The sequence below is a fragment of the Streptomyces sp. 351MFTsu5.1 genome, from assembly GCF_000383655.1.
Classification (GTDB): Bacteria; Actinomycetota; Actinomycetes; order Streptomycetales; family Streptomycetaceae; genus Streptomyces; species Streptomyces griseorubiginosus.
Genome location: NZ_KB911778.1, coordinates 248,679 through 274,992, shown reverse-complemented (window position 1 = coordinate 274,992; position 26,314 = coordinate 248,679). Strand labels below are relative to the sequence as shown.

Sequence of the window (26,314 nt, the reverse complement as noted above, 5' to 3'; positions counted from 1 at the left end):
CCGGACCGCTCGCGCGCGCCCTCAGGCGCCGCCCCCGTCGCCGTCGAGGTCGGTGCACTGCCGCACCACCCGCAGCTCATCGCCCTCGAAGCGCATCTCGTACAGCTTCCCGCGCGCGTTCTCGAAGGGGCGGTGCAGGATCATCAGCAGCCGTCCGTCGAAGGCCCGGAACAGCATGCCGTGCCCGCTGTCGTCCCGGACCAGCGGCCGCCGCTGCTCCCAAGGCCCGTGCAGCTCACCGGACTTGGAGACGGCGTAGGTCTGCACGTAACCACCGCTGACGGTGCCGTCCGCACCCGCCGTGTTCTTCTCGTACGTCGACCACAGCATGACGAGGTCGCCGTCAGGGTTGCGGTGGAGCTGGGGGCCGTCGGTGACGTAGGGCGCGAGCTGGTGCGGCACGCCCGCGGGGATCTGCTCACCGAGCCAGGACGCGTCCGAGCCCTTGAACAGGAAGACGGGGTCACCGATCGTCGTGGTGAGATCCGGGGCCAACCGGACGGCCTCCATGGTCCCGTCCACGGTCTGGAGCCACTCGTGCGCGTACACCATCCAGGGCTGCCCGGCCGGATCGACGTGGAGCGTGCCGTCGAGGGTCATGAGGTGCGCCGGCGGCGTGGGTCCGGTCGGGTCGACGACGGTGAAGGGGCCCAGCAGCGAGTCGGACACGGCGGTGACGGTGCCGCGTGCATGGTTCGGCAGCGGGAAGGGTGTGCCCCACCTCCCGGCGGGCGGCACCGGCAGCGGACGGCTCTCGTCGTGCAGGGTGGTGAACAGGTAGTACCGGCCGCCCCAGGCGTGCACCTCCGGCGCCCATCCGCCCTCCCGCGCCCAGAGCCCCTCCTGCTCGCCGGTCCGGAACACCACCACGGGCCGTGTCCAGTCCCGCAGATCACGACTGCGGTAGACCATCGTCCCGACCCCCTCCACCCCCGACACCGACGGCTCGTTGGCGGTGTAGAGGTAGTACGTCCGCGTCCCCTCGTCGGCGACGACGAACGGATCGTGCAACGGCATGTCGGGCAGCCGCAGGGGCTCGGTGTCGGTCACGGTCGCACGATACGGGGGCGTCGTGTCGGTGCACCCGGGCGCTTCAGCCGACGGGACGCCCGAGGCGGACCGTCAGTTCCACCCGTACCTCGTCCCCCGCGTCGAGTCCCTCCGGCCTGCGTACGGCGTTCTTGAGGGGGAGCAGGTAGCCGCCGTCCTTCGGGAAGAGGGAGGTCGTGAAGGTGGTCTCGCCGATGCGGGCCTCGACCGGGATCACGCCCCAGCCGTAGGTGGCCGCCCTCGCCACCTCGCCGATGTCGGCGGACTCCTGGTCGGGCACCGGGACGAAGTAGTAGGGGGCCGGGCCGCGCCATTCGATCACCCGGCCGGTGAAGGTGAGCCGCATGGGTCCCCCGTCGGTTCGAAGACGTCAGGAGACGTTGTACCGCGCCGCGACGTCCGTGAGGTAACCCCGCAGCATGGTCTTCGCCTCCTCCAGCAGCGCCGCGTCCCCCTTGACGTCCCGGCGGAACGCCTCCTGCGCGAGGGCGTCGGCGGCGAGCACCGCCGCGTGGCAGACGCGGGCGAGGCTGTCGTCGTCCTCCGCGAGACGCAGAGCGAGCAGGATGCGGCGGATCCCGTCGGCCATCCGGCGCTTGTGCTCCCGGTCCGCGGCCCGGGTCCGCTCGGTCAGTCCGCTGCCGAACCACAGGGCGCGGAAGCCGTGCTCGGTGCGGTAGATCTCCGCGTACGCGTCGATGAGGACGCCGACCGGGTCCTCCCAGCGCTCGGTGGCCGCGGCCGCCGCCAGCGCGTCCATCGCCCCTTCCAGCTTCGCGAAGTAACCGGCCGCCAGCGCCTCGATGATCGCGCCGCGGTCCGGCAGGTACTGGTACAGCGAGCCGACCGACACCCGCGCCTCGGACGCGATCCGGGTCGTGGTGAGCGCCTCCACGCCCTCCTCGACCAGGATGCGCTCGGCGGCGTCCAGCACCCTGGCCAACCGGGCCCGGCTGCGGGCCTGCTGCGGAGTGCGGCGCAGGGAGGCGATCCAGGCGGCGGGGTCGGCGCCCGGGACGGACTCGGCCACGGAACCACCTCCGAACGTGAACGTGACTTTGTTTCACGTTTAGGTTAGCGTCGCGCGCATGACCGACTCAAGCCCGGTGCTGAGCGAGGAACGGGTCGCCGTGGCGGCCGCCTGCCGCCGTCTGGGGGCCGAGGGCCTGCTCATCGGTACGGCGGGCAACGTCAGCGTGCGGGTCGAGGACCGGGTCGCCATCACCGCGACCGGAGCCGTCCTCGCGGAGCTCACCCCTGACCAGGTGACCGTCGTGGACCTCGACGGCGAGATCGTGGCCGGAGACCTGCTGCCCACCTCGGAGCTCGACCTCCACCTCGGTGTCTACCGGCGCTACGGCACCACGGCCGTCGTGCACACCCACGCCCCGATGGCCACCGCCCTCTCCCTCGTCCTCGACGAACTGCCCTGCATCCACTACCAGTTGCTCGCACTCGGCGGCACCGTCCGGGTCGCGCCCTACGCCACCTTCGGCACCCCGGACCTCGCCGAGTCGGTCCTCACCGCGCTGGAGGGGAGAAGTGCCGCGCTGATGGCCAACCACGGTGCGGTCACCCACGCCCCGACCCTCGACAAGGCCGTCGAGCACGCACTGCTCCTCGAATGGGCCTGCGGTGTGTACCAGCGCGCGGCCGTCCTCGGGACGCCGCGCGCCCTCGACGAACAGCAGCAGATCGCGGTGATCGAGGCCGCCCTCGCCCGCAACTACGGCACCACGCAATCCGCTCAGGAGGGGAACAGATGAACGTCGTCACCATGGGTGTGCACGTACTCGACGTGCTGGTCCGGCCGGTCGAGGAGATACCCGAGGGGCAGGGCGCGACCCTCGTCGAGGACATCCGGATGACCGCCGCCGGCACGGCCGCCGGCACCGCCCTCACCCTCGCCAAGCTGGGCGCCTCGGTCCGCACCACCGGAGCGATCGGCACCGACCCCACAGGCGACCTGCTGATCCAGCTGCTGCGGACGGCCGGCATCGACACCGAGTTGCTGGTGCGGCGCCGGGACACCGCCACCTCCGCGAGCGTCCTGCCGATCCGCCCCAACGGCGACCGCCCCTCCCTCCACCTGCTCGGCGCCAACATCACCTACGGCCTCGACGACATCCCCTGGGACGCGGTCGCCGAAGCGAGCCATCTGCACCTCGGCGGACCCGAACTCATCGGCGCCGACGTCGCCGTCCGCGTCCTGGCGCACGCCAGGGACCACGGCGTCGTCACCTCGGTCGACCTCCTCGCCCCGGGCTACCTCGGCACCTTCGACCAGATCGAGCCGCTGCTCCCGTACATCGACTTCCTGCTCCCCAACGAGGACCAGGTCGTCGGCTTCAGCGAGGAGGACGACCTCGTGACCGGCGCCAGGAAGTTCCTGGCCGGCGGGGTGGGCCTGGTCGCGGTCACCCGCGGTGGCGAAGGCGCCCTCCTGGTCACGGCCGAGGACACCGAGACGGTCCCCGCCTTCGAGGTCGAGGTCGTCGACACCACCGGCTGCGGCGACGCCTTCTCGGCGGGCTTCCTGCGCGGGCTGAGCCTGGGCCGTACGCCCCGCGAGGCAGCCGTCCTCGGCAGTGCCGCGGCCGCGCTGGTCGCCCAGGGACTGGGCAGCGACCACGGGGAGTTCGACCTCGCGGAGGCCGACGAGTTCGCCATGACGACCAAGATCCGCGCCTGACCGGCGCGGTGGGGGAGGGGTGCGGAATGGGCGTGGGGCGCCCGGTGTTGCCGCAGCAACGAGTTCCGTCAGCACCGCCGCACTCCTGGGAGTACCCATGCCCCGCTCCGAAGCCCGCGTCGCCACCGACCGCCCGCACCGCTACGCCAAGCAGCTCGCCTCACACCTCGGGCGTCGCGCCACGGCCGACTGGGACGAGGAGAGCGGTGAGGGCAGCCTGCTCTTCCAGAACGGAGGCCGGGGCTCCCTCACCGCCACCGAGGGCGCGCTGCTGCTGACGCTGGAGACGGAGTCCGAGCACCTCGACCTCCTGGAGGGCGTGGTCGGCAGCCACCTGGTCCGCTTCGGCACCAAGGACGAACTCGTCGTCGCATGGACACGGGACGGCGGCGAGCCGGGCACCACCCAGCGCAGGGAATCCGACTGAGCGGGTCAGATCACGCAGCCGACATGGGCCAGCGCCTGCTTGAGCAGCACCCCGTGACCGCCGGGCATCTCGCTCTCCACCGCCGGTGACAAGGCCTCCTGCGGGCTGAACCACACCAGGTCCAGGGCGTCCTGGCGCGGCTGGCAGTCACCGCTCACCGGGACGACGTACACGAGGGACACCGCGTGCTGGCGCGGGTCGTGGTACGGGGTGATCCCCTGAGTGGGGAAGTACTCCGCCACGGTGAACGGCTGCAGGGAGGGCGGGATCCGGGGCAGCGCCACGGGTCCCAGGTCCTTCTCCAGATGACGCAGCAGGGCGTCCCGGACCCGCTCGTGGTGCAGAACGCGGCCGGAGACCAGGGTCCGGCTGACCGTTCCGTCGGGTCCGATGCGCAGCAGCAGGCCGACGCTGGTGACTTCGCCGCTGTCGTCGACGCGCACGGGCACGGCCTCGACATACAGGATGGGCATCCGGGCGCGCGCCTGCTCGAGGTCGTCGGCGCTCAGCCAGCCGGGCGTGGTATCGGTCAAGTCAGACATTGCTAGATCATACTTTCCGGGGAGGGCGGGCGCTCAGTCGCGCCCGTCTGGTGGGACGGGGCCGGGGCAGGAAGTCCGTAGAGGCGGCGGGCGTTGTCCCCGCTCGTCCAGGCCGCGACGCGCAACGCGTCCGGCAGGCTCAGCTCGTCGGCGTCCACCCGCTCCTGGAGCAGCGCGCCCAGCCCCTGCCGGAAGGACAGCGCGCCGAGCAGATGGAACTCGGCCAGCCCGTACGCGTCCGAGCTGTACAGGAGCTTGCGGAACGGGGTGATCTCCAGCGCCTCCGCCAGGATCGCCCGGGACCGCGCCGGGCCGACGTGGTGGAGGGTGAGACCGACGTCCAGGTACACCTGCTCGAACACCGCGGCCAGATAGGCGGCCTGCCGCTGATACGGCCAGCAGTGCAGCAGCAGGACCGGGACGGTGCCCGCGGTCAGGTGCAGCCAGTCCGTGAGCAGAGTCGGGTCGACGCGGTGCATCCGGATGTCGCTGTCGCCGAACCCGGTGTGCAGCTGGAGCGGCAGGCCCAGGTCCACGGCGGTCCACAGCAGATGCCGTACGAGGACGGGATCGTCCAGGCGGCCACCGCGGGCCAGCCAGTCCCCGGCGGCGCGGGTGACCTCCTGCCCGGTGGGCCGGGCCGGGTCAAGGCCGAAGCCGGTGCGGTAGGCGGCGACCGACTTCACGGCCACCACGCCGGGCCGTCCCACCGCCTCATGGGCCGCCGCGCGGAACACGTCGGCGTACGACCGTGCCGTCACTCCCCGCGCCGCGACCGCCTCGGCGACGCTCTCCAGCCGGACGACCTCGTACGCCGTCCCGCCCGCCGCCTCCGCCAGCTGAGCCGGGGTGCTGAGACGTTCCGGCAGATATCCGGTGTCCACGCAGAGAACGTCGGTGCCCGCGGCGGTCAGGAAGCGGCGGTCGACCTCCCGCACGCCGAGTTCGGCGCGCCGGGCCAGGTAGTCCTCGGGCGAGGTGTGGCGGGGCAGGTCGAGGACGGGCGCGCAGTGGCGGCGCACCGCCACGCCGACCGGGCTGTCGAACGGGGAGATCCCGGGCCAGGCCGCGCCCTCGGTGAGCAGCGACTCGAAGCCCTGGCGGTCGAGAGGGTCGGTGACGACCCCGTGGCAGTGGTGGTCCACGAGGCGGGTGGCGGCGAGGGCCTCGTGGACGGGACGCGTGTCCGCACCCATCGGCGGTCCGCTCATGATCAGTACTTCCAGCGGTACGCCGCCGCGATCTGCTCGTCGTCCAGGTCGGCCACGGCATCGCTCTCCCCGAACCGCACGGCGACCACGGCGTCGGCGAGGGCGGGGCCCAGCGCGGCCCGCAGCCGTTCGTCGGCGCGGAACGCCCGTACCGCCTGGGACAGCGAGGTCGGCAGCCGGCGCACGCCCGCCGCGGCGGCCTGGTCGGCGGGGAGCAGGGCCGGATCGCCGGTGATCTCCCTGGGCAGCGGCATGGCCGAGGTCAGCCCGTCGAGACCGGCGGCGATCAGGCCGGTGAAGGCGAGATACGGGTTGGCGGCCAGGTCGACCGGCTTCAGCTCCAGATTCGCGGACCGGTCGGTCAGGCCCGCGGTGCCGGTGACGATCCGGACGGCGGCCTCCCGGGCCTCCCGGCCCCAGACGCTGAACACCCCCGCCCATTGGGACGGCTTGAGCCGCAGATAACTGGCGGGGCTCGGCGCGGTCAGGGCGGTGAGGGCGTGCAGATGGGCGAGCACACCCGCGATGAACGACTCCGCGTCCGCCGTCATGCCGTACCGGCCCGTGCCGCCGGAGTGCAGGTTCACGCCGTCGCGCCAGGCGGAGAGGTGGAGATGGCCGCCGTTGCCGACGCCTTCGGCGAACACCGCCGGGGCGAAGGAGACGACGAACCCGTGCCGTTGGGCCACCGCCCGGATCGTCTGGCGGACGAGCACACTGACGTCGGCCGCCGCCACCGGGTCCAGCGCGCTCGTCGAGATCTCGAACTGCCCGGCCGCGTACTCGGGATGGAGCTGCTCCACCTCGATGCCCTGCTGGGCGCAGGCCGCCAGCAGGTCGGCGGTGTAGTCGCCGAGTTCGACCTGACGGACGGCGCCGTACGCGGGGCCCCACGCGGCGGGCCTGAACTCGCCGTCGGCCACCGGGCCCTGGCCCACCGCCCACTCGATCTCGACGCCCGCTCTGAAGGTGATCCGGTGCCGCTCGGCGGCCTCGGTGACGATCCGCCGCAGCACCGTACGGGAGCAGCCCGGATGCGGCTCGCCCTCCTGGGTGATCCGGTCGACCGGTGCCCAGGCCCAGCCGGGCTGCCCGGCCAGGGCCACCAGCCGGTCGAGATCGGGGTAGAGGCGCAGATCGCCGTCGGGGGAGCCCAGGGTGTCGGTGGTGACGATGGAGTCGTTCGCCAGGAAGGTGTCGAACACCGGTGACATGCCCACGCCCCAGGCCGCCGCGGAGGGCAGCTTGGCCGTCGGAACGGTCTTCACCCGGCAGACGCCCGCGGTGTCGACGTACGCCAGGACCACACCGTGGACGCCTTTTCCGGCCAGCTCTTCGCCCAGGACGGTCGCCCGCTCCACGTCACCGGGGCGTCCGCCGGGGACCGGGTCGGCAAGGGTGGTCATACGTCCTCCACGACGGGCTCGGCCTGATCGGATCCCGCGTCAGGGTTTCACGGCCACCGCGCCGAACTGCGGTACCACGGCCGGGGAGTCCGACTCGGCGCGCCACCGGGAGCAGGAGACCAGGCCCGGTTCGAGGAGCTGAAGGCCCTCGAAGAAGGAGGCGATGTCCTCGCCGCTGCGGGCCGTGATCGGCGGAGTGGCGTTCTCGTTCCAGAACTTCATGGCCGGGATCTGGCCCTCGCCGCCCAGCTCGGCGTCGAACGTCGGGTGCGTCAGGGCGAGATGGCTGCCCGAGGGCAGCGCGGCCATGACCTCGCGGGCGATCCGGCGGGCCTCGTCGGTGTCGAGCACGAAGTTGAGGATGCCCAGCATCATCACCGCGACCGGCTTGTCGAAGTCCAGGGTCCGGGAGGCGCGTTCCAGGATGGCCGCCGGGTCGTGGACGTCGGCGTCGATGTAGTCGGTGACGCCCTCATGGGTGCTGGTCAGCAGGGTGCGCGCGTGGACGAGCACGATGGGGTCGTTGTCGACGTAGACGATCCGCGCGTCGGGCGCGACGCGCTGCGCGATCTCGTGGGTGTTGTCCACCGTCGGCAGCCCGGTGCCGATGTCGAGGAACTGCCGGATGCCCTGCTCCTCGGCGAGGAAGCGCACCGAGCGGCCCAGGAACCAGCGGTCCGCGCGGGCGATCTCCCGGATGATCGGGAACATCCCGGCGACATGCTCGCCGACGCGCTGGTCGACCTCGTAGTTGTCCTTGCCGCCGATCCAGTAGTTCCACACGCGCGCGTTGTGCGCCACACCTGTGTTCAGCCTCGCCGATACGCCCGACGGGGTGTGGCTCTCGCTCACGACAGTGCTCCTTCTCGTGCGGCCGTTGCCGCCATTGTGCCGCCCGATGATCAGCTTGTCCCGGAAACCGCGACCTGAACGCCCCGTCCGAACGCCCCGTCCGGGATGCCCGCGGATCCGGTGGCGGCGACACTGGCCGGGTACGGACCCCTTGGCGCGAGGAGTGCGCATGCTGCCCGGATTCCTCACCAGGGCGTTCGGGGTGCTGCTCGGCCGGGAGGGACGCTCGCTCCATCTCAGGGCGGCGGGCGGTGCCACGGCCGTCCTGCTCGTCGTGATGCTCCTCGGTTCCTGGGCGGTCGTCGCCGCCGAGGACGGGGCGCGGGGCGCCAATCTGACCTCGTACCCGAAGGCCCTGTGGTGGTCGGTCGAGACGGCGACCACCGTCGGATACGGCGACTTCTTCCCGGTGACCTGGTGGGGCCGGGTCGTCGGCACGGTCGTCATGGTCGTCGGGATCACGACCTACGGCATGGTCACCGCGGCCCTCGCGACCTGGTTCGTGGCACGGGAGCAGAAGCGGCGGCACGGCCCGCACCAGCTCGGCGCGGAGACCCTGCACGCCGTCCACGAGCGCTTCGACCGGCTGGAGGAACTGCTGGGAACGGCGAGGAGGAAGGACTGAACCGGACCCGGCCGTCAGGGGGGTCAGCGCTTGATGCCGACCGCCCCGTACAGCGACACCGGCTCCCCGTCCTCCCGCTCGTCCGGGCGCCACTGCGACAGGGACACGATCCCCGGCTCCAGCACCTCGAGTCCCTTGAAGAGCCGGCTCACTTCGTCGTGCGAGCGCGCCACCAGGGTCACGCCCTTCGCCGTGTACGCCGCGATCCCCGCGTTCACCTTCTCCGGGTCGAAGTCCGCGGTCATCGCCGACAGCACCAGACAACTGCCCGGCGCCAGCGCGTCGACCAGCGTGGCCACCAGTTCCTCGGCGCCGTCCTCGGCGGAGACGAAGTGCAGCAGCGCGATCAGCGACAGCGCGACGGGCTCGTCGAAGTCGATCACGGCCGAGGCCCCTTGGAGGATCCGCTCCGGTTCCCGGGCGTCGGCCTGGAGGTAGTGCGTCGCCCCCTCCGGCGTGCCGTGCAGCAGGGCCGCCGCGTGGGCCAGGACGATCGGGTCGTTGTCGACGTACACGATCCGTGCGTCCGGTACGGCGGACTGGGCGATCTGGTGCAGGTTGGGCTCGGTGGGGATGCCGGAGCCGATGTCGAGGAACTGCCGGATCCCCGCTTCCCGTACGACGGCCCGGGTGGCCCGTTCCATGAACCGGCGGTTGGCGCGGGCCTGCCGGGGGGCGTCGCCCTGGGCGGTGATCTGCCGTCCGAGTTCCTCGTCGACGGGGTAGTTGTCCTTGCCGCCGAGGAACCAGTCGTACACCCGGGCCGGATGCGGCCTGCTCGTGTCGATCCGCCGTCGGGCCGACTCGGTCCCGGTCACACACAGCTCCTCTGCTCGACAGAATGTGCGAGCAGTGTGCCACGCCGGCCCGGCTGCCCGGGACCGACTTCGGCCATGTCGACGCCGACCGCGGAACGGGTCAACCCGGCGGCGTGAACGGCGGGTTGGAGTTCGCGCGCGGTTCTTCACCGCGTCCGAGGTGGCGTCACGCCCTGAGGGGATCGTGTCCCACGGACATCAGCCGGTGCCTGCGCGGGCTGTCCTCGGCCTCGGGCTCGTTCTCCACGTCGACCTCGGCCTCGACAGTCTCCACGACCTGGTACATCACCTCGAGGTCCTCGTCGGTCAGGTCCGTCCGCCGCTTCTGGAGGATCGCCAGGACATGCTGCCCGGTCGGCTCACCGGCGTGCTCCGGCAGCGGTTCCGTGGACTCGTCGGCGTCGCTCACCCGCAGCCAGGCGGCGATTTCCTGCGAGGTCATGTTCACCGCGCGGTGGAAGTCCTCCCACAGCGCTTCGAGTTCGAGGGCGTCGGTCATCGCGGTGCGCCTTTCCGTGGGTGGGTGCGCCTCGGCTCGCGGCTGGTCAGTCCCGGGGCCAGTTCTCGGCCTCGAACATCCAGCGCTGCTTCTCCAGCTCGGCCGTGATGCCGATCAGCAGGTCCTGAGTGACCGGGTCGGCCTTCTCGGTGGCCTCGATGCGCTCGCGCAGCCGGCCGATCGCCGCCTCCAGCGTCTCGGCCACCAGCTGCACGACCTCGTCGTCCTTGATCCAGCCGTTCTTCGAGCCGGGCAGCGTGTACGCGGACGCGATCGTCTCCGGACGGCCGTCGGGCGGCAGCCCCAGGGCGGCGGAGCGCTCCGCCACGGTGTCGGAGAACGTGCGCGCCGTAGCCACCACCTCGTCCAGTTGCAGATGGATGGACCGGAAACGCGGGCCCACGATGTTCCAGTGCGCCTGCTTGCCGATCAGCGACAGGCCGATCAGATCCACCAGGGTGCTCTGAAGGGCCTCCCCGGCCGTCTCGCGGGCCGAGTCGGACAGAGTGCTCTTCACCACAGTCATACCGTGCTCCTCCTTCGGGCATGGTCAGTGCCGGTACGGAGCAGTGCGTCGCGTTGAGGAACAGCTCGGGGTCCTCGCCCACGCAGGCCGCTGGACGCAACCACTCCATGCAGGCGCGGGTGCCCCGGGCGTACTGGTGCAAACAGTGCTGTCCCGGAGTGTGAGCACGTCGCCGGGGACATCCGTCACCTCCGCGAAGGCCTGCGCGCGCCCGGCGGCGGGGAGTGCCGCCAACAGGACCACTCGGCGAGACGGCACTTACCGCGGCGGTTACCTGCACTTAGCATCGGTCTCCGCATGGACACGATGACGCTCTGGCACATTTCCGGCTGGGAGTTCGCCGCGCTCGCCGCCGCGGCCCTGCTCGTCGGCTTCTCCAAGACGGCCGTCAGCGGGGCCAACACGGTCAGCCTCGCGATCTTCGCCGCCGTACTGCCCGCCCGCGCCTCCACCGGCGCGCTGCTGCCGATCCTGATCGCCGGTGACGTGCTCGCGGTGCTCACCTACCGACGGCACGCCCACTGGCCGACGCTCTGGCGGCTGTTCCCGGCGGTCGCGGTCGGCGTGGTCGCGGGCACCGTGTTCCTGGAGTGGGCGGACGACGGGATCGTACGGACCTCGATCGGCGCGATCCTGCTGCTGATGGCCGGGGTGACGGTCTGGCGCCGCCGCACGGCCGACGCGGAGGAGGAACCCGACTCGGTCGCCACCCGTGCCGGCCGCGTCAAGGCCCGCTCCTACGGCGTCCTCGGCGGTTTCACCACCATGGTCGCCAACGCCGGCGGGCCGGTGATGTCGATGTACCTGCTGTCGGCGGGCTTCCGGAAACTCGGCTTCCTCGGCACCTCGGCGTTCTTCTTCCTCATCGTCAACGTCTCCAAGGTGCCCTTCAGCGTCGGCCTCGGCCTCATCGACGGCCACTCGCTGCTGCTCGACCTCGCCCTCGTCGCGTTCGTCGTGCCGGGCGCGTTCATCGGCAAATGGGCGGTGAACCGCATCAACCAGCGGCTCTTCGAGCGGTTGGTGATCGCGGCGACGGTGGTGGGGGCCGTGCAGCTGCTGGTGCGGTGACACGCGCGGGTGTCCGGCCTCGTACGCTGGCCGTCATGTCCCCCCACGTCCTGATTCTCGGCGGTACCACCGAGGCACGTGAGCTGGCCGCCGTGCTCGCGGGACGGCCGGGGGTCCGTGTCACCACCTCCCTCGCGGGGCGGGTGGCGAGGCCGGGGGCGGTCGCGGGGGAGGTGCGCGTCGGGGGCTTCGGCGGGGCGGAGGGGCTCGCCGAGTGGTTGCGGGAGGAGCACGTCGACGCCCTGGTCGACGCCACGCATCCCTTCGCCCGCGGCATCACCGGCAACGCGGCCCGGGCGGCCGCGGCGACCGGCGTCCCCTCGCTGGTGCTGCGCCGCCCCGGCTGGCACCCCGGCCCACGGGACCGCTGGCACCTGGTCGACTCCCTCGACGAGGCCGCGGCGGCGCTGCCCGGTCTCGGCCGACGCGTGTTCCTGACCACCGGCCGGATGGAGCTGGCCGCGTTCGCCCCTCTCGCCGGACTCCACTTCGTCGTACGGTCGGTGGAGCCGCCCGAGCCGCCGATGCCGCCGCACACCGAAGTCCTCCTGGCCCGCGGCCCGTTCACGGTGCAGGACGAGTCGGCGCTGCTACGGGCCCACCGCATCGACGTCCTGGTGACCAAGGACAGCGGGGGAGCGGCCACGGCCGCCAAGCTCACCGCCGCCCGCGAACTGGCCCTGCCCGTCGTGGTCGTACGTCGGCCGCCGCTGCCGGACGGGGTCACGGAAGTACCGGACCCCGCGGGAGCACTGCGGTGGCTGGAGCTCAACCCGCCGTGACCGAGGCCCGCATGCGGTCGATCGTGCGGAGCACCTCGTCGCGGTTCCTCGCGCGCTTGACCCACACGGGCAGCCGGGCGACGCAGGTCATCTTCCGGCCGTGCTCGTACCAGGGGTCCCGCTCGCGCAGCGAGGCGGCCACGAACCGCCGGATCAGGTCCAGATGCGCGAGGTCGTACGCCCACAGCTCCCCGTGCCGCGTTCCGGCACGCAGCCAGAGCGGGGGCCAGGAGCAGCCGTTCACGGTCCGGGACAGCCCGCACGAGCGGCAGATCACGCGCGACTCCGGCCGAGTACCCGTCCGTTCCCGGGGCGCGCTCGCCTCCACGCGAGCGGTCCGCTCGAAGTGGGCGATCCGGTCGCAGCGCGGGCACCGGACGAGGGCCGAGTGACAGAAGTCGTAGGCCGTCGAACCGGGGTCGTGGAAACGGACGGGGGCGGGGGACATGCCGTGAGTATGCCGTCCGCGCGTTCCGTCGGGCACCCGGTTTTCAGGTGGTCGAGCTTCCCTCCAACTCCCTGATGCGCTGCGGGAGTCCGGTGCTGAGGTCCTCCACCAGGAGGCGCTTGGCGATCGTGTCCACGGCGGCGCGCAGGTCCGTGCCCGAGGGGCGGCCGATGTCCTGCTGCACCCGGTCCGCCAGCCAGTTGCCCCACGCGGTGCCGATGACCCGGGCCTCGCGCGCGCCTCCCTCGGTGTGCGAGAGGAGATGGCCCGCCCGGGTCAGATAACCCTCCTCGACCATCCGGTCGAAGACCGGCAGCAGCACCTCGGGCGGCAGATGCCGGCGCGCGGCGATCATGCCGAGGCTGGCGTGGCCGACCATCCGCGTGTGCAGCTCCACCTGCATCACCGCCCAGGCCCCGGCGACGTCCAGCCGGGTGTCGGAGTCCGCGATGATCCGGCGCGCGGTGTCGAGGTCGGTACTGCCGATGATCTTCCCCACGGTGGCCTCCAGCACCCGCTGCGAGTCCGCCCCGGACGGTGACGCGAACCCCTCGCCCAGGTCGGTCGACCCGGCCCGTGCGCTGTCCCGCAGCTGGACCTGCCGGAGGAACAGGGCGACGACGAAACCCAGCCCGGCCACCGGCACGGTCCACAGGAAGACGGTCTGGAGGGTCTCGGCGTAGGCGTCGATGACCGGTGCGGCGACGGGCGACGGCAGCCGGTGCAGGCCCTCCGGGCTGGTCGCGGCTCTGGTGATCGTGGCCGGGTCCAGGAGGCCGCCGCCCGCCCGGACAGCGGAGGCGATGCCGTCCTCGAGGTTCGGGGTCAGGGTGTTGGTGTAGATCGTGCCGAAGACCGCGGTGCCGAAGGAACTGCCCAACGTACGGAAGAAGGTGACGCCGGAGGTCGCGGTGCCGAGGTCGGCGTACTCGACGGTGTTCTGCACGGCGATGGTCAGGACCTGCATGCACAGCCCGATGCCGGTGCCCAGCACGAACATGTACAGGGACTCCAGCCAGGCGCCCGTGGACGGCCCCATGAGGGACATCAGGAACAGTCCGAGTGCCGTCACCAGCGAGCCGACGATCGGGAAGATCCGGTAGTGACCGGTCTTGCTCACCACGTTGCCGCTCGCCACCGACGCGATCAGCAGGCCGATCACCATGGGCAGCGTCCGTACGCCGGAGATCGTGGCCGAGTCGCCGTCGACGTACTGGAGGTAGGTCGGCAGATACGTCATCGCGCCCAGCATCGCGAAGCCGACGATGAAGCTGAGGACCGAGCAGACCGTGAACACCGGGTTGCCGAACAGCCGCATCGGCAGCATGGGTTCGGCGGCCCGGGTCTCCACCCAGCAGAACAGCCCGAGCGCGAGGGCGCCGCCGACGAACAGACCGATGATGACGCCGGAGCCCCAGGCGTACTCGTTGCCGCCCCAGCTCGTCGCCAGGATCAGGGCGCTGGCGCCCACCGCGACGAACGCGATGCCCAGGTAGTCGATCACCGGCCGCACGGCCGACTTGACGACGGGGATGGTGCGGGCGGCCGCGAAGACCACGACGATCGCGATCGGGACGTTGACATAGAACGCCCAGCGCCAGGTCAGATGGTCGGTGAACAGCCCGCCCAGCAAGGGGCCGATGACGGTGGCCACCCCGAACACGGCCCCGATCGCGCCCTGGTACTTGCCGCGCTCGCGCAGCGGGATGACGTCGGCGATCAGCGCCATCGCCGTCACCATCAGACCGCCGGCCCCGACTCCCTGCATCGCCCGCCATGTGATCAGCAACGACATGTTGGCGGCGAGACCGCACAGGAACGAGCCGGTGATGAACACGATCGCCGAGACCTGGAAGACCACCTTGCGCCCGAACAGGTCACCGAACTTGCCGACCAGCACGGTCGAGACGGTCTCCGCGAGGAGGTACGACGTGACGACCCACGACATGTGCTCGGCGCCGCCGAGGTCCGAGACGATCGTCGGCAGCGCCGTGCCCACGATGGTCTGGTCGAGGGCGGCGAGCAGCATCCCCAGCATGATCGTCACGAAGACGACGTTGCGCCGACGCGTGTCCAGGACGGGGGGCTGGTCGGCGGGGGCGGTGGCGGCGGGCGGTGCGGACTCCGCGGGGTGCTCGGCGACTGTCACAAGGGCACGATCACACCGCTGGGCCATCCGTGCATGCCGGGCGGTCCGGGTGGGTGCCTGCCGTACGCCTGGGGCGTTCTCCCGTGCCTACCCCTGCTGCGGGTTACGGCGAAGCAGATACGTGTCCATGATCCAGCCCTTGCGCTCCCGGGCCTCGGCGCGCAGCCGCTCGATCCGGGGGGCGGCCTCGGCGATCGGTCCTGACGCGAGGATCTCGTCCGGCGTGCCTATGTAGGCGCCCCAGTAGATGTCGATGTCCTGGTCGGCGTAGGCGCGGAAGGACTGGTGGGCGTCGAGCATCACCACCACGTCGTCCACGCCCTCCGGGAACCCCTCCGCGAGACGCCGGCCGGTGGTGATCTGGACGGGGCGGGCGACGCGGTTCAGGCCGGTGCGGTGGCGGGCGACGAGCGCCGAGACGCTGCTGATGCCGGGCACGACGTCGTAGTCGAAGTCCACCGAGCCGCGCTCCAGGATCTCCTCCAGGATGCCGAGCGTGCTGTCGTACAGCGCGGGGTCGCCCCACACCAGGAACGCGCCGCTCTCCTCCTCGCCCAGCTCCTCGGAGATCAGCCGCTCGTAGATGTCGGCGCGGGCGCTGCGCCAGTCCCCGACGGCGGGGGAGTACGCGGAGCCGCCCGCACGACGGTCCCGCTCCGGGTCCTGGGCCTCGACCACCCGGTAGGTGCCCTCGGGTATGTGCGTGTCCAGCATGTCCCGGCGCAGCTGCGTCAGGTCGCTCTTCACCTCGCCCTTGTCCAGGACGAAGAACACGTCCGTGCTCCGCAGCGCCCTGACCGCCTGGAGGGTCAGCTGCTCGGGGTCGCCCGCGCCGATACCGATGACATGAATCTTTCGCACCCCCCGAGTCTGCCGCACCCCACTGACAGCGAGGTCACCGCGTCGGGGCTTACGGCTGCGCGGGGCTTCCCGCGGACGGGGAGCGGCGTCCCGCCGGTGCGCCGGGCACTGGTGGCACCGGGTCTGTGGCTGCGCCGGGCGCTGTGGGACCGGTTGGGCCGTGGCCGGGTGCCCAGTGCACGCGGTCCAGCCGCCGGGACACAGGGCCCGTACGTCACCCCCGCAGCCGCGGGCGGCGGGTCCGTGCGTCCACCGGTGCCGCTGTCCGTTCCACCTCTTCCGCCAGCCCCCGCGCCCACAGCGCGAGCCCGGCCAGGTCCATCTCGTACGGCCGCTGCCGCCCTGCCCCCGACGCGGCCCACTCCGTCACCGCGCCGGCGCCGCGCCGCAGCAGCCTCGCGCCGCCGGTGACGTTGCCGCGGGCCGCGTGCGTGAGGCCGACGGCGAGCTGGGCCAGCCCCCGCCACAGGCCGCGTTCCTCCTCGGGGCCCGACTTCCAGGCATCCTCGAAGACCTCGTGGGCGTGGAAGGGGCGCCCGGCGTCCAGCAGGTCCTGGGCCTCGGTCACCGTCTGCCGCGGTGTGCGGACCACGCCCTCCGACTGCCGGGCGACGCCCTCGGATCCGTAGGGCAGCGGCCGCCCGAGCCCGTCCCGCGGCCGAGCGTTGCGTGCGCGCCCTTCTTTGTCCCGATCCCGCGCGCTGGGCGCCTGCCCCTTGTCCCGATCCCGCGCGTTGTGCGCCCGCCCCTCGTCGTCCCGGTCCCGCGCGCCGCGTGCCCGCCCCTCGTCGTCCCCGCCCCGTGCGTTCGCCTGGCGTCCTGAGGATGTACTGGCCATACGCCGATTGTGCCGCGCCCGGTGCCTGCTTCGGACGAGCCCCCGACGTGGGGTAAAGTTCTGTACGCGCGTTCCCGCGGTCACCGCGGGGCGGCACACCGGGACGTGGCGCAGCTTGGTAGCGCACTTGACTGGGGGTCAAGGGGTCGCAGGTTCAAATCCTGTCGTCCCGACGGTGCGAAGGGTCTTCGCGGGCGAGAGTCCGTGGGGGCCCTTTTCGTATGGGTGCCTGGACCCGTACCGGGGTGCCTCCGCCCGTACCCGGGTGCCGGAGCCCGTACCGGAGTGGTAGAAGCGGTCATGACCAACTCGCACTTCCCCCGCTGCTCCCGATGCCCGGCCGGTGTCCGATGACCGAGGGCATCGACATCCCCGACCGCCGGGGCCGCACCGGACTCGACCGCACCGGCCTGGACCTGACCGGCAATCCACGTGTCAGGGTCCGGGAGGTGACCCTGCTGTCCAGCCACTGGTACGTCGAGCGGGCCACGACCTTCGACATCCAGCACGCCGACGGCAGTTGGAGCACCCAGCAGCGCGAGACCCACGACCGCGGCAACGGGGCCACCATGCTCCTGTACGACACGGCCCGCGAGACCGTCCTGCTCACCCGGCAGTTCCGCTACCCGGTCTACGTCAACGGCCACCCGGACGGACTGCTGATCGAGACCCCCGGCGGCCTGCTCGACGATGACGACGAGCACCCGGAGATCGCGGTGCGGCGCGAGGTCGTCGAGGAGACCGGGCACACCATCGGCGAGGTCCGGCACGTCTTCGACGTCTACATGAGCCCCGGTTCGGTCACCGAGCGCGTCAGCTTCTACGCCGCCGAGTACGCCCCGTCGACCCGGACCCACGAGGGCGGCGGTCTCGACGAGGAGGGCGAGGACATCGAGATCCTCGAACTGCCCTTCCGCCAGGCCCTGGAGATGATCCGCACCGGGGAGATCGCCGACGCCAAGACGATCATGCTGCTCCAATGGGCGACGCTGGAGGGCCCGTTCGCCAAGTGAGCGCAAGTGAGCGCGCGGGCCCTTGACTTGAAGTGCGCTTCAGGATGAAGACTCCCGTGTGCGCCCCGAGACGGGCACACACGGGAGGGAATCACCATGAAGTACCGCACTATCGGCACCGATCCGGCGACCCGCCGCGAGGTCAGCGTCCTCGCGCTCGGCGCGATGCTGTTCGGCTCACGGACCGACGAGGAGACGTCGTTCGCCGTTCTCGACCGCTATGTCGAGGCCGGCGGCACCTTCATCGACACCTCCGACAACTACGCCTACTGGGAGGACGGTGGCCAGGGCGGCCAGAGCGAGGAACTGCTCGGCAGGTGGCGGCGCAGCCGCGGCATCGGCGGCGAGATCGTCATCGCCACCAAGCTCGGCGCCCGCCCGCTGGCCTCCGGCACGGGCTACGCTGACAACGCCGAGGGCCTGTCGGCGAAGGTGATCCGGGAGTCCGCGGAGCGCAGCCGGGAACGCCTCGGCGTCGACAAACTGGACCTGCTGTACGCGCACATCGAGGACCACGGCGTGCCGCTCCAGGAGACGGTCGAGGGGTTCGCCGGGCTGGTGGCCGAGGGCACGGTGGGCCTGCTGGGGGTGAGCAACCACGCCACCTGGCGTGTGGAGCGGGCGCGGGCGCTCGCGGCGGCGGCCGGGCTCCCCGGGTACGAGGTGCTCCAGTACGCCCACACCCATCTGCGCCCCCGCACCGATGTCCCCGACCCGCCCCTGTTCCCCGACGGCAGCCTCGGGCACGCGGGCCCGGACCTGCTGAGCTATCTGCGCGCGGAACCCGGACTCACCCTGGTCGCCTACTCACCGCTCCTGAAGGGCGCCTACGCCCACCCGGACCGCCTCCCCACGGACTTCGACCACCCGGGCACCGCGTCCCGCCTGAAGGTCCTGGCCGAGGTGGCGAAGGAGACCGGCGCGACCGTGAACCAGGTCGTCCTGGCCTGGCAGATCGGCGGTGACCTGCCGATCGTCCCGCTGGCGGGGGTGTCGTCGGTGGCCCAGCTGGAGGAGAACCTGGCGGCGGTGGACCTGCAGCTCACGCCGGAGCAGCGGGCCCGGCTGGACGGGGTCCACTGAGCGGTCGGCTCACGGCTGTGTGCCGGTGAAGCGGTCGAGCAGTGCGTCCAGCCCCTCCGTCAGGCCCGCCACCCCGCCCCGCTCGGCGAGGGCGGGGGCGGTCTCCCGCAGGACGGGCAGTTCCCGGGCCGGCATGTGGTGCAGGCCCAGCCGGAACGCCGGATCCGACTCCTCGGGGTTGTCCACCATCGGCCGCAGCTCCACTGCCACATAGCCGAGCAGCCAGCCTGTGAACGCCCGGAAGGCCGCGGCCACCCCGGCGTCGTCCAGGTCGCTCTCCCTCAGCAGCGTGAGCACTCTCTCGTGATCCCTCAGCACGGCGAGCGGCCGGCGGGCCAGCGGGACGGCGAGCATACGGGTGGCGAGCAGCGGGACGGCCTGGGGATGGGCGAGGCAGACGTCGTACGTCGCCCGGGCCACGCGGTGCAGTCCGGCGCGCCAGGAAGGCGCCGCGGGCTCGCGGGCGACCCGCTCCTCCAGTTCCAGGTACAGGGCTTCCACCAGCCCGTCCAGCAGGGCGTCCTTGCTGTCGGCGTAGCGGTACAGCGCCATCGCCTCGACGCCGAGCTCGGCGCCGAGACGGCGCATGCTCAGCGCCGACAGGCCCTCGCGGTCGACGAGTTCCAGGGCGCTGGCCAGTACACGCTCCCGGCTCAGCCGGCCGTAGCGGCCGCGGTCGCCGGCGCGGCGAGCCGGGCCCGCCGCCGCCCGGGCACCGCCGCTGCGCTCCTCAGCCCGCTCACCCGCCATGCCTCGCCTCCGGTCGGTCGCTCCACGCGGTGCATTCCGCCTGTGTTGACTCTACGCATGACCGGGGGCAGGGTGTACGTATACGGCGTAAATATACGCTTTTAGGACATGAGGGTGCGTCTGTCCGCGGGGAGCAGCGTCCCCGGGAGAGCCAGAAGTGGGAGCGCGAGATGACCGTCCATCGGCTGCGGTCCCGGCAGGAGCCGCCAGACCACCGCAGGCCTCCCCAGGACCGCCTCGACCCCGTCGGGCGCGGCACCGACGGGCCGGCGGGACCGGACCGGCGGGACGTCCCGTTCGCCACGACCTGGATCAGTCCGGAGGCCCGGCGGGCCGCGCAGAGGGTGCTCGCCTCCGGCTGGGTCACCACCGGCCGCGAGACCGAACACTTCGAGGACGACTTCGCGGCGTACGTCTCGGCCCCGCACGCCGTCGCGGTGAGCTCCTGCACGGCCGCCCTCGAACTGGCGCTGCGCGCCCTCGCGTTGCCGGCCGGGGCGCCCGTCCTGGTCCCGGCGCTGACCTTCTGCGGAGCGGCCCAGGCCATCCTCCACGCCGGACTGCGACCCGTCCTCGTCGACGTCGACCCCGGCACCGGGATGCCGACGCCCGCCACCGTCACTGCGGCGGCCGCCGCGTGCGGCCGGCCCGCGGCGATGATGGTCCTGCACTACACCGGCGCCCCCGCACCCGTCGCCGACCTCGCCGAGGCCGCCGGACTGCCCCTCAGCCGCGTCGTCGAGGACGCCGCACACGCCCTGGGTGCCACGGTGGGGGAGCGCCCCGTGGGCGGCGTGTCGCGGGCGACCTGCTTCAGCTTCTACGCCACCAAGAACCTGCCGATCGGCGAGGGCGGCATGGTCACCACCGCCGATCCGCTGCTCGCCGACCGGATCCGCCGCGCCCGGCTGCACGGCATGTCCGCCGACGCCTGGCGGCGCGCCCTGCCCGGCGGCACCTGGCGCTACACCGTCGAGGAGCCGGGGCTGAAGGCCAACATGACAGACGTGCAGGCCGCCATCGGACGGGCCCAGCTCCTCCATCTGGCCGAGTGGCAGGACCGCCGGGACACCCTCGCCGAGCAGTACGCGGCGGCGCTGGCGGCCGTACCGGGGATCGAGCCGCTGCGCTCTCCCGCTCCCGGCCGACATGCCCGCCACCTCCAGGTCGTCCGGGTCCTCGAGTCGTACGGGACCAGCCGTGACGAACTCGTCGAGCGGCTGGCCGAGCACGGCATCGGCACCTCGGTCCACTTCATCCCGCTGCACCACATGCCGTACTTCCGGCAGGCCGCGATCATCCCGCCGGGCGGCCTGCCGGGCGCCGACGAGCTGTTCCCGCAGCTGCTGTCCCTGCCCCTGTACCCGCACCTGTCCGAGCGCGCGGTCGACCGCGTCTGCGCCCACCTCCTGCGGTACGCCGCCGGCACCCGCCGCCCCACCGGCCTGCGCACCCTGGTCATCGGCGCGGGCGAGGCCGGACGGGCGCTGGCCCGGGACCTCGCGCACACCCCGCAGTACGGCCTGGAACCCGTCGGCTTCCTGGACGACGACCCGGTCAAGCGCCGGGCGGGCTTCGTCGGGGGCCTGCCCGTCCTCGGCACCCTGGAGGACACCGGCAGCGTGGTCCCGCTGCACCGGGCCGAGGCGGTGGTGGTGGCCATCCCGGGCCTGGCCCCGGCCCTCTTCCGCCGGGTGGCGCGGGCCGCCGAGGCCGCCGGGGCCAGCGTGCGCTACCTGCCGTCCTTCATCGCCGCTCTCCGGCGGGACGTGGTGGGCGACGACATGCGGGAACTGGACGTGCGCGCGCTGATCGGCCGCGCCGAGATGCATGTCGTCAGCCCCGAGGCCGGCGCCACGATCGCCGGACGGCGGGTCCTGGTCACCGGCGCCGGCGGCTCGATCGGCAGCGAACTGTGCCACCAGGTCCGCGCCTTCGGCCCCAGCCGCCTGTTTCTCCTGGACCACGACGAGTCGAACCTGCACCGGCTCCAGCTGGAACTGCACGGCGACGCGCTGCACTCCGACGACATCGTGATCTCGGACATCCGCGACCGCCCCCGCATCGACCAGATCTTCCGCAGGCTGCGCCCCGAGGTGGTCTTCCACGCGGCCGCGCACAAACACCTGCCGCTGCTCGAACTGCACCCCTGCGAAGGCGTGAAGTCGAACGTGCGCGGCACCGAGAACCTGGTCCGGGCCGCCGCGGCGGCCGGCACCGCGCGGTTCGTGCTGATCTCCACCGACAAGGCGGCCGACCCGGTGTCGGTGCTCGGCGCCACCAAACGGCTGGCCGAGCTGATCGTGCACCGCGCCCAGCGCAGCGCCCCGCCGGGGACCGTGTTCGCCGCCGTCCGCTTCGGCAACGTGCTCGGCAGCCGCGGGTCCCTGCTGTCCGTCGTGGCCCAGCAACTGGGCGCCGGCTCCCCGGTGACCGTCACCCATCCCGACGCGACCCGCTTCTTCATGACGGTGGAGGAGGCCGTGGGCCTGGTCCTGGAAGCGGCGCGCACGGCCCGCGGCGGCGAGGTGCTGGTGCTCGACATGGAGCGCCCGGTGCGGATCGTGGACCTCGTCCGCGGGTACGCCCGCTCCCTGCACGTCCCCGACGTCGACATCCGCTACACCGGCCTGCGCCCCGGCGAGAAGCTCAACGAGACGCTGTTCGCCAGCGAGGAGCAGCACACCCGCACCGCCCACCCCCGCATCCTCGCCGTCACCTCCCCGGACGAGCACACCGCCGACCTCGTCCAGCGCCTGCCCGAGCTGTACGCCGCCGCCGACAGCAACGACACCGACGAGGTGCGCCGCGTCCTCACCGACCTGCTGCCCGGCTTCCCCGCCCCGGCACCGGCCCCCGGGCCGCACGCCGGGCTGGCCGACCCGTACCCGGACGACTTCTGATGCCCGCGCCCCGCCGGTGGCCGAGCTGGGAGCCGAGACCGCGGGTGCGGCGCCCCCGCCATCTGCTGCGCCGCTTCCTGGTGGTCGCCCTGGTCACCGTCCTCGCCCTGCTGGGCCTCGGGGCGGGCGGCTTCTGGTGGGCCACGGAGCACTACGGCGACCAGGTCACCCGCATTCCCGACGCCTTCCCCAAGGGCCCCCGCCCGCCCAAGCCCCCCGGCCACGACGGCGGTACGACCTTCCTGCTCGCCGGCGTCGACAGCCGCTCCCGGCGCCCGACCACCGGCAGCGACGCCACCGGCCCGCTGTGGAGGTACGGCGCACAGCGCAGCGACACGCTCATGCTGGTGCACCTCAGCGGCGACGAACGCAGCGCCTCCACCCTGTCCCTGCCCAGGGACAGCTGGGTCCCGATCCCCGGTCACGGCTCGGCGAAGATCAACGCCGCGTTCTCCTGGGGCGGGCCGCCCCTGCTCATCCGGACCGTGGAGCAGCTGACCGGCACCCGCGTCGACCACTTCGGCGTCATCGACTGGCACGGCTTCCGCGCCCTCACCGACGCCGTCGGCGGCGTCCCCGTCACCATCGACCGCGACACCTACGACCCCGAGCAGCACCGGCACTTCATGGCCGGCACCCACGTCCTGAACGGCGAACAGGCGCTGGCCTACGTCCGCCAGCGGCACGGCCTGCCCGGCGGCGAACTGGATCGCATCAAACGCCAGCAGCAGTTCCTGCACAGCCTCGTCGGCCAGGTCCGCGCCGACATCAGCGTCACCGACCCGCTCGCCACCGGCCGCATGCTCGACGCGATCACGCGCGCGGTGAGCGTCGACGACCGGATGTCCAACGGGGACCTGCGCGACCTGGCCCTCGGGCTGCGTCACCTGAACTCGGCGAACACCCGGTTCGCCACCGCGCCGGTCATCCGGTCGGAGATGATCCGCGGCCAGTACGCGCTGATCCTCGACCGGCCGGCGCTGCGCGCACAGGTCCGCGCCCTCGAAGCCGGGGACCGCCCGGGAAAGGAACCCGCCACCGCGAGGAGGTAGTCCGTTGACCAGCGTGCCCACGAGGGCGACAGCAACCAGGCGCGTCCTCGTCATCTGCCAGCTCGACGCCTACGCCAACGGCGTGAAGCCCGTCGAGATCCAGCGCTTCCTGCGGCAACGCGGGCACGACGTGCGGCTCGTCGACACCTACCACCTCAGCAGGTCACGGCGCGCCCCGGCACGGCTCGCGGGCAGGCTCCCCGCGCCCGGCCTCCGCAAGACGGCGCTGTGGGCGACCGAGGCGACCTCGGCCGTGCTGACCCGGCGCTGGCGTTTCGGACGACGGCACCTGTCCTACTACCTGCTCGTGGCCGACCACCGGCTGCGGCGCGCGATCCTCAGACGGGAGCTGCCCCTGGACGACTTCGACCTGGTGATCTGCGAGACCGTCTACGACGCCGGGGTGCTGACCGAGGCCACCTCGGCCCGCACGCTCTACGACGCCCCGGCCCCGTGGGCTGACGAGGTGTACTTCGACGGCCGGGTGACCGAACGGCAGCACCACAAGCTGCGACGGCTGGAGACGGCCGTCTTCGAGGGCGTCGACCACCTGGCCCTGCACTGGGACTCGTACGCGCGCTACGCGGTCGAGCACTACGGGATCAGCGGGCGCAACCTGATGTCACTCAACTTCGGCTGCGCTCCCTCGCCCCGGCGGGCGGAGTTCGCCGCCCCGCCGCGCATCGTCTACCTCGGCAATGTGACCGCCGGCTTCAACAACCCGGCCCTGCTCGCGCGCCTGTCCGCGCTGTACCCCCGCATCGACGTCTACGGCGGCCCCCCGCCCGACCCCGCGCTCGGCCTCCACTACCTCGGCTACGCCCCCTCGACCGACGTACTGCGGAACTACCAGCTGGGACTGGTCACGTGCAGCGAGGACCAGCTGCGCCGCGAGGGGTTCTCCTCCAAACACGTCCAGTACCTGTCGTACGGCCTGCCCGTGCTGGTCCCCGCCTGGCGGCGCCATCTGGACCTGCTGCGCGGCTCGGTGGTCTACACCGAGGACACCTTCCGTGCCGTCGTCGGGGACCTGGGCGAGGAGCGCCGGTGGCGGTCGGTCAGCGACGAGGCGTACGCCCAGGCCGAGCGTCTGAGCTGGGACGAGACCCTGCGTCCGCTGGAACACCTGCTCGGCGACGACCCCCATCCCTCCAGGGACTCGACATGGACCTGAACGCCTATCGCCGTCTGCTGCGCTTCCACTGGGTGGCGATCCTCCTGCTGACGCTCCTGGGCGCGGCCGCCGGGGCCGCCGTGGCCCAGTCGCAGTCGCCGGTCTACGCGGCCAAGGCCCAGATGCTGGTGACCGTCTCCGCCCCGGGGGAGGACTCCAGCCAGGCCTACCAGGGCGCGCTCCTGTCCCAGCAGCGCGCCAAGTCGTACACGACCCTGCTGACCGGGCAGTCCGTGCTGCGGCAGCTCACCGACCAACTGGGGCTGCCGTACTCGGTGGAGCACATGAAGAGCCACATCACCGCGGACAATCCGACCGACACCGCGGTCATCGACGTCACGGTGAAGGACCGTTCGGCCCAGCGGGCCCGGGAGATCGCGCAGGCGCTGGGACCGGCGTTCTCCAGGATCGTCTCGTCCGCGGAGAACTCCGGGCAGCAGGGCGACGGAAAGGCACCCGTGATCAACGTCAGGACGCTGGAGCCGGTGCAGCTCCTCGACGGACCGGTCTCCCCGCACAAGAGCTTCGACATCCTCCTCGGACTCGCCGTGGGCCTGTTCCTCGGGCTGGTGTGGGCGGTCGGCCGTGAGGTCACGGACACCCGGATCCGGGACGTGCAGGACCTGGAGCAGAACACGGACGTCGACGTCCTGGGCGTCCTGCCCCGGGGCGGGCGGAACCGGGACCGGGAGTTCCGGACGGGGCTGCCCGACGGGCCGCTCCGGGCCCAGGCCTTCCGGTGGCTGGCCCTGACGACCGAGATCCCCGCCCGCGGACCCGGGGCCAGGGCATATGTGGTGACCTCGCCCCTCGGCGGGGACGAGCCGGCCGGCGTCGCCGCCGGGCTGGCGATCGCCCTTGCCGAGAACGGCACGCGGACGATCCTGGTCGACGCCCAGGGCTCCCGCCCCCAACTGGCCGACCTGCTCGGCGTGTCGTCCTCCTGGGCGTCGGCGGACGTCCTGGACGGCCGGGTCTCCCTCGACGAGGCCCTGCGGACCTGGCGCGACGACGTGCCGCTGCGGGTCCTCGCCGGACGCGTCGCGGAACCCGGCTCCGAGGCCCCGCCGCTGCGCCAGGCGGAGGTCGCCGACCTGCGCGGCCGGCTCACCGCACGGGCCGACGCCGTGGTCTTCCTCGCACCTCCCGTGCTGACCCGGAGCGACGCGACGGTCGTGGCCCGGGCCGTGGGACAGGTGATCCTCGTGGCGGAGGCCAGGGCCACCCGCGTACCGGACTTCGTCCAGTCGGTCCAGCGCCTGCGCTCGGTCGGCGTCGGCGTGCTGGGCGCCGTGCTCAGCGGGGAGCGGGGGCGGCGCAGCAGGCCGTACGTGCCGGCGGTCTCCCCGCCCGCCCGTCTGAACGGGCGTGATGTGCGCCGTGAGGACCGCGGCAGGTCCCACACGGCGGAATGGTCCCCGGGAAACGGCGCCGGGCCCCGGCGCACCCCGAAGGCGGAACCCCGGTGAGGACGCCCGGGACCCGGAGCGGGGCCGGCTCATGACGACCGCGCGCGCACCCGCCCGCCCGGACCCGGGACCA

The 26,314-nt window shown here is 72.5% G+C and carries 27 protein-coding genes and 1 tRNA gene; 13 read left to right on the top strand and 15 right to left on the bottom strand.

Going from position 1 to position 26,314, the window contains the following annotated elements:
- Nucleotides 1-21: 21 nt before the first annotated feature.
- The 3 genes from H295_RS0110870 to H295_RS0110860 form a co-directional block, all read right to left on the bottom strand.
- Entirely contained in the window at nucleotides 22-1,017 is a 996-nt protein-coding gene (locus H295_RS0110870) for a glycoside hydrolase family 43 protein (RefSeq protein WP_078616629.1), read from the bottom strand.
- A 76-nt stretch (nucleotides 1,018-1,093) separates the two neighbouring features.
- Nucleotides 1,094-1,396, bottom strand: coding sequence for a DUF1905 domain-containing protein (locus H295_RS0110865; RefSeq protein ID WP_020135389.1), 303 nt, complete (start codon nucleotides 1,394-1,396; stop codon nucleotides 1,094-1,096).
- Nucleotides 1,397-1,420: 24 nt separating this feature from the next.
- On the bottom strand, nucleotides 1,421-2,080 hold the full coding sequence (locus tag H295_RS0110860; protein ID WP_020135388.1) for a TetR/AcrR family transcriptional regulator: 660 nt from the start codon (nucleotides 2,078-2,080) through the stop codon (nucleotides 1,421-1,423).
- A gap of 58 nt (nucleotides 2,081-2,138) precedes the next feature.
- On the opposite strand from H295_RS0110860, the gene H295_RS0110855 reads away from it, so the two are divergent.
- The 3 genes from H295_RS0110855 (at nucleotide 2,139) to H295_RS0110845 (ending at nucleotide 4,169) form a co-directional block, all read left to right on the top strand.
- Entirely contained in the window at nucleotides 2,139-2,816 is a 678-nt protein-coding gene (locus H295_RS0110855) for a class II aldolase/adducin family protein (RefSeq protein ID WP_020135387.1), read from the top strand.
- Nucleotides 2,813-3,742, top strand: a complete 930-nt coding sequence (locus H295_RS0110850) for a carbohydrate kinase family protein (RefSeq protein ID WP_020135386.1) — start codon at nucleotides 2,813-2,815, stop codon at nucleotides 3,740-3,742. Before H295_RS0110855 ends, H295_RS0110850 begins: the two co-directional genes overlap by 4 nt.
- A gap of 97 nt (nucleotides 3,743-3,839) precedes the next feature.
- Nucleotides 3,840-4,169 (top strand): DUF2218 domain-containing protein, encoded by a 330-nt coding sequence (locus H295_RS0110845; protein WP_020135385.1) that lies wholly within the window; start codon nucleotides 3,840-3,842, stop codon nucleotides 4,167-4,169.
- A gap of 5 nt (nucleotides 4,170-4,174) precedes the next feature.
- Here the strand turns inward: H295_RS0110845 and H295_RS0110840 are convergent, their stop codons facing one another.
- From H295_RS0110840 to H295_RS0110825, 4 genes are read right to left on the bottom strand one after another with little or no spacing between them, the layout of a single operon-like run.
- On the bottom strand, nucleotides 4,175-4,711 hold the full coding sequence (locus H295_RS0110840) for an NUDIX hydrolase family protein (RefSeq protein ID WP_106960812.1): 537 nt from the start codon (nucleotides 4,709-4,711) through the stop codon (nucleotides 4,175-4,177).
- A 2-nt stretch (nucleotides 4,712-4,713) separates the two neighbouring features.
- Entirely contained in the window at nucleotides 4,714-5,922 is a 1,209-nt protein-coding gene (locus H295_RS43115; protein WP_234021590.1) for an amidohydrolase family protein, read from the bottom strand.
- Nucleotides 5,923-5,924: 2 nt separating this feature from the next.
- Nucleotides 5,925-7,328 (bottom strand): glutamine synthetase family protein, encoded by a 1,404-nt coding sequence (locus H295_RS0110830; protein ID WP_020135382.1) that lies wholly within the window; start codon nucleotides 7,326-7,328, stop codon nucleotides 5,925-5,927.
- Between the two features lie 39 nt (nucleotides 7,329-7,367).
- Nucleotides 7,368-8,180, bottom strand: a complete 813-nt coding sequence (locus H295_RS0110825; RefSeq protein WP_020135381.1) for an SAM-dependent methyltransferase — start codon at nucleotides 8,178-8,180, stop codon at nucleotides 7,368-7,370.
- Between the two features lie 169 nt (nucleotides 8,181-8,349).
- On the opposite strand from H295_RS0110825, the gene H295_RS0110820 reads away from it, so the two are divergent.
- Complete coding sequence (locus H295_RS0110820) at nucleotides 8,350-8,805, top strand: potassium channel family protein (RefSeq protein ID WP_020135380.1); 456 nt, start codon at nucleotides 8,350-8,352, stop codon at nucleotides 8,803-8,805.
- Between the two features lie 23 nt (nucleotides 8,806-8,828).
- On the opposite strand, the gene H295_RS0110815 is transcribed toward H295_RS0110820, so the two are convergent.
- The 3 genes from H295_RS0110815 to H295_RS0110805 all read right to left on the bottom strand — a co-directional run bounded on the left by H295_RS0110815 (nucleotide 8,829) and on the right by H295_RS0110805 (nucleotide 10,648).
- Nucleotides 8,829-9,623, bottom strand: a complete 795-nt coding sequence (locus H295_RS0110815; protein ID WP_020135379.1) for an SAM-dependent methyltransferase — start codon at nucleotides 9,621-9,623, stop codon at nucleotides 8,829-8,831.
- Between the two features lie 166 nt (nucleotides 9,624-9,789).
- Entirely contained in the window at nucleotides 9,790-10,122 is a 333-nt protein-coding gene (locus tag H295_RS0110810) for a DUF3140 domain-containing protein (protein ID WP_020135378.1), read from the bottom strand.
- 46 nt (nucleotides 10,123-10,168) lie between these two features.
- A complete protein-coding gene (locus H295_RS0110805; protein ID WP_020135377.1) occupies nucleotides 10,169-10,648 on the bottom strand; it encodes a Dps family protein in 480 nt (159 codons plus the stop codon).
- Between the two features lie 297 nt (nucleotides 10,649-10,945).
- On the opposite strand from H295_RS0110805, the gene H295_RS0110800 reads away from it, so the two are divergent.
- Together H295_RS0110800 and H295_RS0110795 are read left to right on the top strand one after the other, a co-directional pair.
- Nucleotides 10,946-11,719, top strand: a complete 774-nt coding sequence (locus tag H295_RS0110800; protein WP_028809246.1) for a sulfite exporter TauE/SafE family protein — start codon at nucleotides 10,946-10,948, stop codon at nucleotides 11,717-11,719.
- A 35-nt stretch (nucleotides 11,720-11,754) separates the two neighbouring features.
- The gene (locus H295_RS0110795) at nucleotides 11,755-12,501 is read left to right on the top strand and encodes a cobalt-precorrin-6A reductase (RefSeq protein WP_020135375.1); all 747 of its coding nucleotides are present in this window, start codon (nucleotides 11,755-11,757) and stop codon (nucleotides 12,499-12,501) included.
- Here H295_RS0110795 and H295_RS0110790 read toward each other — a convergent pair.
- The 4 genes from H295_RS0110790 to H295_RS43110 all read right to left on the bottom strand — a co-directional run bounded on the left by H295_RS0110790 (nucleotide 12,488) and on the right by H295_RS43110 (nucleotide 16,797).
- Nucleotides 12,488-12,949, bottom strand: coding sequence for a hypothetical protein (locus tag H295_RS0110790; RefSeq protein WP_020135374.1), 462 nt, complete (start codon nucleotides 12,947-12,949; stop codon nucleotides 12,488-12,490). The two genes, H295_RS0110795 and H295_RS0110790, sit on opposite strands and share 14 nt — an antisense overlap.
- A 43-nt stretch (nucleotides 12,950-12,992) precedes the next feature.
- A complete protein-coding gene (locus H295_RS0110785; RefSeq protein WP_106960811.1) occupies nucleotides 12,993-15,125 on the bottom strand; it encodes an MDR family MFS transporter in 2,133 nt (710 codons plus the stop codon).
- A gap of 60 nt (nucleotides 15,126-15,185) precedes the next feature.
- On the bottom strand, nucleotides 15,186-15,959 hold the full coding sequence (cobF, locus tag H295_RS0110780) for a precorrin-6A synthase (deacetylating) (RefSeq protein ID WP_020135372.1): 774 nt from the start codon (nucleotides 15,957-15,959) through the stop codon (nucleotides 15,186-15,188).
- Nucleotides 15,960-16,173: 214 nt separating this feature from the next.
- Nucleotides 16,174-16,797 carry a DUF309 domain-containing protein gene (locus tag H295_RS43110; protein WP_078616622.1) on the bottom strand — a complete coding sequence of 208 codons (624 nt, stop codon included), beginning with the start codon at nucleotides 16,795-16,797 and terminating at the stop codon, nucleotides 16,174-16,176.
- A gap of 99 nt (nucleotides 16,798-16,896) precedes the next feature.
- Here H295_RS43110 and H295_RS0110770 point away from each other — a divergent pair.
- The 3 genes from H295_RS0110770 to H295_RS0110760 all read left to right on the top strand — a co-directional run bounded on the left by H295_RS0110770 (nucleotide 16,897) and on the right by H295_RS0110760 (nucleotide 18,893).
- Nucleotides 16,897-16,970: transfer RNA gene (locus H295_RS0110770), tRNA-Pro, on the top strand.
- A gap of 177 nt (nucleotides 16,971-17,147) precedes the next feature.
- Nucleotides 17,148-17,810 carry an NUDIX domain-containing protein gene (locus tag H295_RS0110765; protein WP_020135370.1) on the top strand — a complete coding sequence of 221 codons (663 nt, stop codon included), beginning with the start codon at nucleotides 17,148-17,150 and terminating at the stop codon, nucleotides 17,808-17,810.
- A 96-nt stretch (nucleotides 17,811-17,906) separates the two neighbouring features.
- Nucleotides 17,907-18,893 (top strand): aldo/keto reductase, encoded by a 987-nt coding sequence (locus H295_RS0110760; protein WP_020135369.1) that lies wholly within the window; start codon nucleotides 17,907-17,909, stop codon nucleotides 18,891-18,893.
- Nucleotides 18,894-18,902: 9 nt separating this feature from the next.
- On the opposite strand, the gene H295_RS0110755 is transcribed toward H295_RS0110760, so the two are convergent.
- Nucleotides 18,903-19,643: a TetR/AcrR family transcriptional regulator gene (locus H295_RS0110755; protein WP_020135368.1), complete on the bottom strand. Its 741-nt coding sequence runs from the start codon at nucleotides 19,641-19,643 to the stop codon at nucleotides 18,903-18,905.
- A gap of 170 nt (nucleotides 19,644-19,813) precedes the next feature.
- Between H295_RS0110755 and H295_RS44730 the strand changes: the two genes are divergently transcribed.
- From H295_RS44730 to H295_RS0110735, 4 genes are read left to right on the top strand one after another with little or no spacing between them, the layout of a single operon-like run.
- The gene (locus H295_RS44730) at nucleotides 19,814-22,546 is read left to right on the top strand and encodes a DegT/DnrJ/EryC1/StrS family aminotransferase (protein ID WP_020135367.1); all 2,733 of its coding nucleotides are present in this window, start codon (nucleotides 19,814-19,816) and stop codon (nucleotides 22,544-22,546) included.
- Nucleotides 22,547-22,590: 44 nt separating this feature from the next.
- Nucleotides 22,591-23,598, top strand: coding sequence for an LCP family protein (locus tag H295_RS0110745; RefSeq protein WP_020135366.1), 1,008 nt, complete (start codon nucleotides 22,591-22,593; stop codon nucleotides 23,596-23,598).
- 4 nt (nucleotides 23,599-23,602) lie between these two features.
- A complete protein-coding gene (locus H295_RS0110740) occupies nucleotides 23,603-24,772 on the top strand; it encodes a hypothetical protein (protein WP_020135365.1) in 1,170 nt (389 codons plus the stop codon).
- A complete protein-coding gene (locus H295_RS0110735) occupies nucleotides 24,763-26,241 on the top strand; it encodes a polysaccharide biosynthesis tyrosine autokinase (RefSeq protein WP_020135364.1) in 1,479 nt (492 codons plus the stop codon). The genes H295_RS0110740 and H295_RS0110735 overlap by 10 nt, the downstream gene beginning before the upstream one ends.
- Nucleotides 26,242-26,314: the final 73 nt, after the last annotated feature.

Excerpts from the sequence above, each read along its gene's own strand:
- H295_RS0110870 (WP_078616629.1), bottom strand. The coding sequence starts at position 1,017 with ATGCCGTTGCACGATCCGTTCGTCGTCGCCGACGAGGGGACGCGGACG.
- H295_RS0110865 (WP_020135389.1), bottom strand. The coding sequence starts at position 1,396 with ATGCGGCTCACCTTCACCGGCCGGGTGATCGAATGGCGCGGCCCGGCC.
- H295_RS0110855 (WP_020135387.1), top strand. The coding sequence starts at position 2,139 with ATGACCGACTCAAGCCCGGTGCTGAGCGAGGAACGGGTCGCCGTGGCG.
- H295_RS0110850 (WP_020135386.1), top strand. The coding sequence starts at position 2,813 with ATGAACGTCGTCACCATGGGTGTGCACGTACTCGACGTGCTGGTCCGG.
- H295_RS0110845 (WP_020135385.1), top strand. The coding sequence starts at position 3,840 with ATGCCCCGCTCCGAAGCCCGCGTCGCCACCGACCGCCCGCACCGCTAC.
- H295_RS0110840 (WP_106960812.1), bottom strand. The coding sequence starts at position 4,711 with ATGTCTGACTTGACCGATACCACGCCCGGCTGGCTGAGCGCCGACGAC.
- H295_RS43115 (WP_234021590.1), bottom strand. The coding sequence starts at position 5,922 with ATGAGCGGACCGCCGATGGGTGCGGACACGCGTCCCGTCCACGAGGCC.
- H295_RS0110830 (WP_020135382.1), bottom strand. The coding sequence starts at position 7,328 with ATGACCACCCTTGCCGACCCGGTCCCCGGCGGACGCCCCGGTGACGTG.
- H295_RS0110820 (WP_020135380.1), top strand. The coding sequence starts at position 8,350 with ATGCTGCCCGGATTCCTCACCAGGGCGTTCGGGGTGCTGCTCGGCCGG.
- H295_RS0110810 (WP_020135378.1), bottom strand. The coding sequence starts at position 10,122 with ATGACCGACGCCCTCGAACTCGAAGCGCTGTGGGAGGACTTCCACCGC.
- H295_RS0110805 (WP_020135377.1), bottom strand. The coding sequence starts at position 10,648 with ATGACTGTGGTGAAGAGCACTCTGTCCGACTCGGCCCGCGAGACGGCC.
- H295_RS0110800 (WP_028809246.1), top strand. The coding sequence starts at position 10,946 with ATGGACACGATGACGCTCTGGCACATTTCCGGCTGGGAGTTCGCCGCG.
- H295_RS0110795 (WP_020135375.1), top strand. The coding sequence starts at position 11,755 with ATGTCCCCCCACGTCCTGATTCTCGGCGGTACCACCGAGGCACGTGAG.
- H295_RS0110790 (WP_020135374.1), bottom strand. The coding sequence starts at position 12,949 with ATGTCCCCCGCCCCCGTCCGTTTCCACGACCCCGGTTCGACGGCCTAC.
- H295_RS0110785 (WP_106960811.1), bottom strand. The coding sequence starts at position 15,125 with ATGGCCCAGCGGTGTGATCGTGCCCTTGTGACAGTCGCCGAGCACCCC.
- H295_RS43110 (WP_078616622.1), bottom strand. The coding sequence starts at position 16,797 with ATGGCCAGTACATCCTCAGGACGCCAGGCGAACGCACGGGGCGGGGAC.
- H295_RS0110765 (WP_020135370.1), top strand. The coding sequence starts at position 17,148 with ATGACCGAGGGCATCGACATCCCCGACCGCCGGGGCCGCACCGGACTC.
- H295_RS0110760 (WP_020135369.1), top strand. The coding sequence starts at position 17,907 with ATGAAGTACCGCACTATCGGCACCGATCCGGCGACCCGCCGCGAGGTC.
- H295_RS0110755 (WP_020135368.1), bottom strand. The coding sequence starts at position 19,643 with ATGGCGGGTGAGCGGGCTGAGGAGCGCAGCGGCGGTGCCCGGGCGGCG.
- H295_RS44730 (WP_020135367.1), top strand. The coding sequence starts at position 19,814 with ATGACCGTCCATCGGCTGCGGTCCCGGCAGGAGCCGCCAGACCACCGC.
- H295_RS0110735 (WP_020135364.1), top strand. The coding sequence starts at position 24,763 with ATGGACCTGAACGCCTATCGCCGTCTGCTGCGCTTCCACTGGGTGGCG.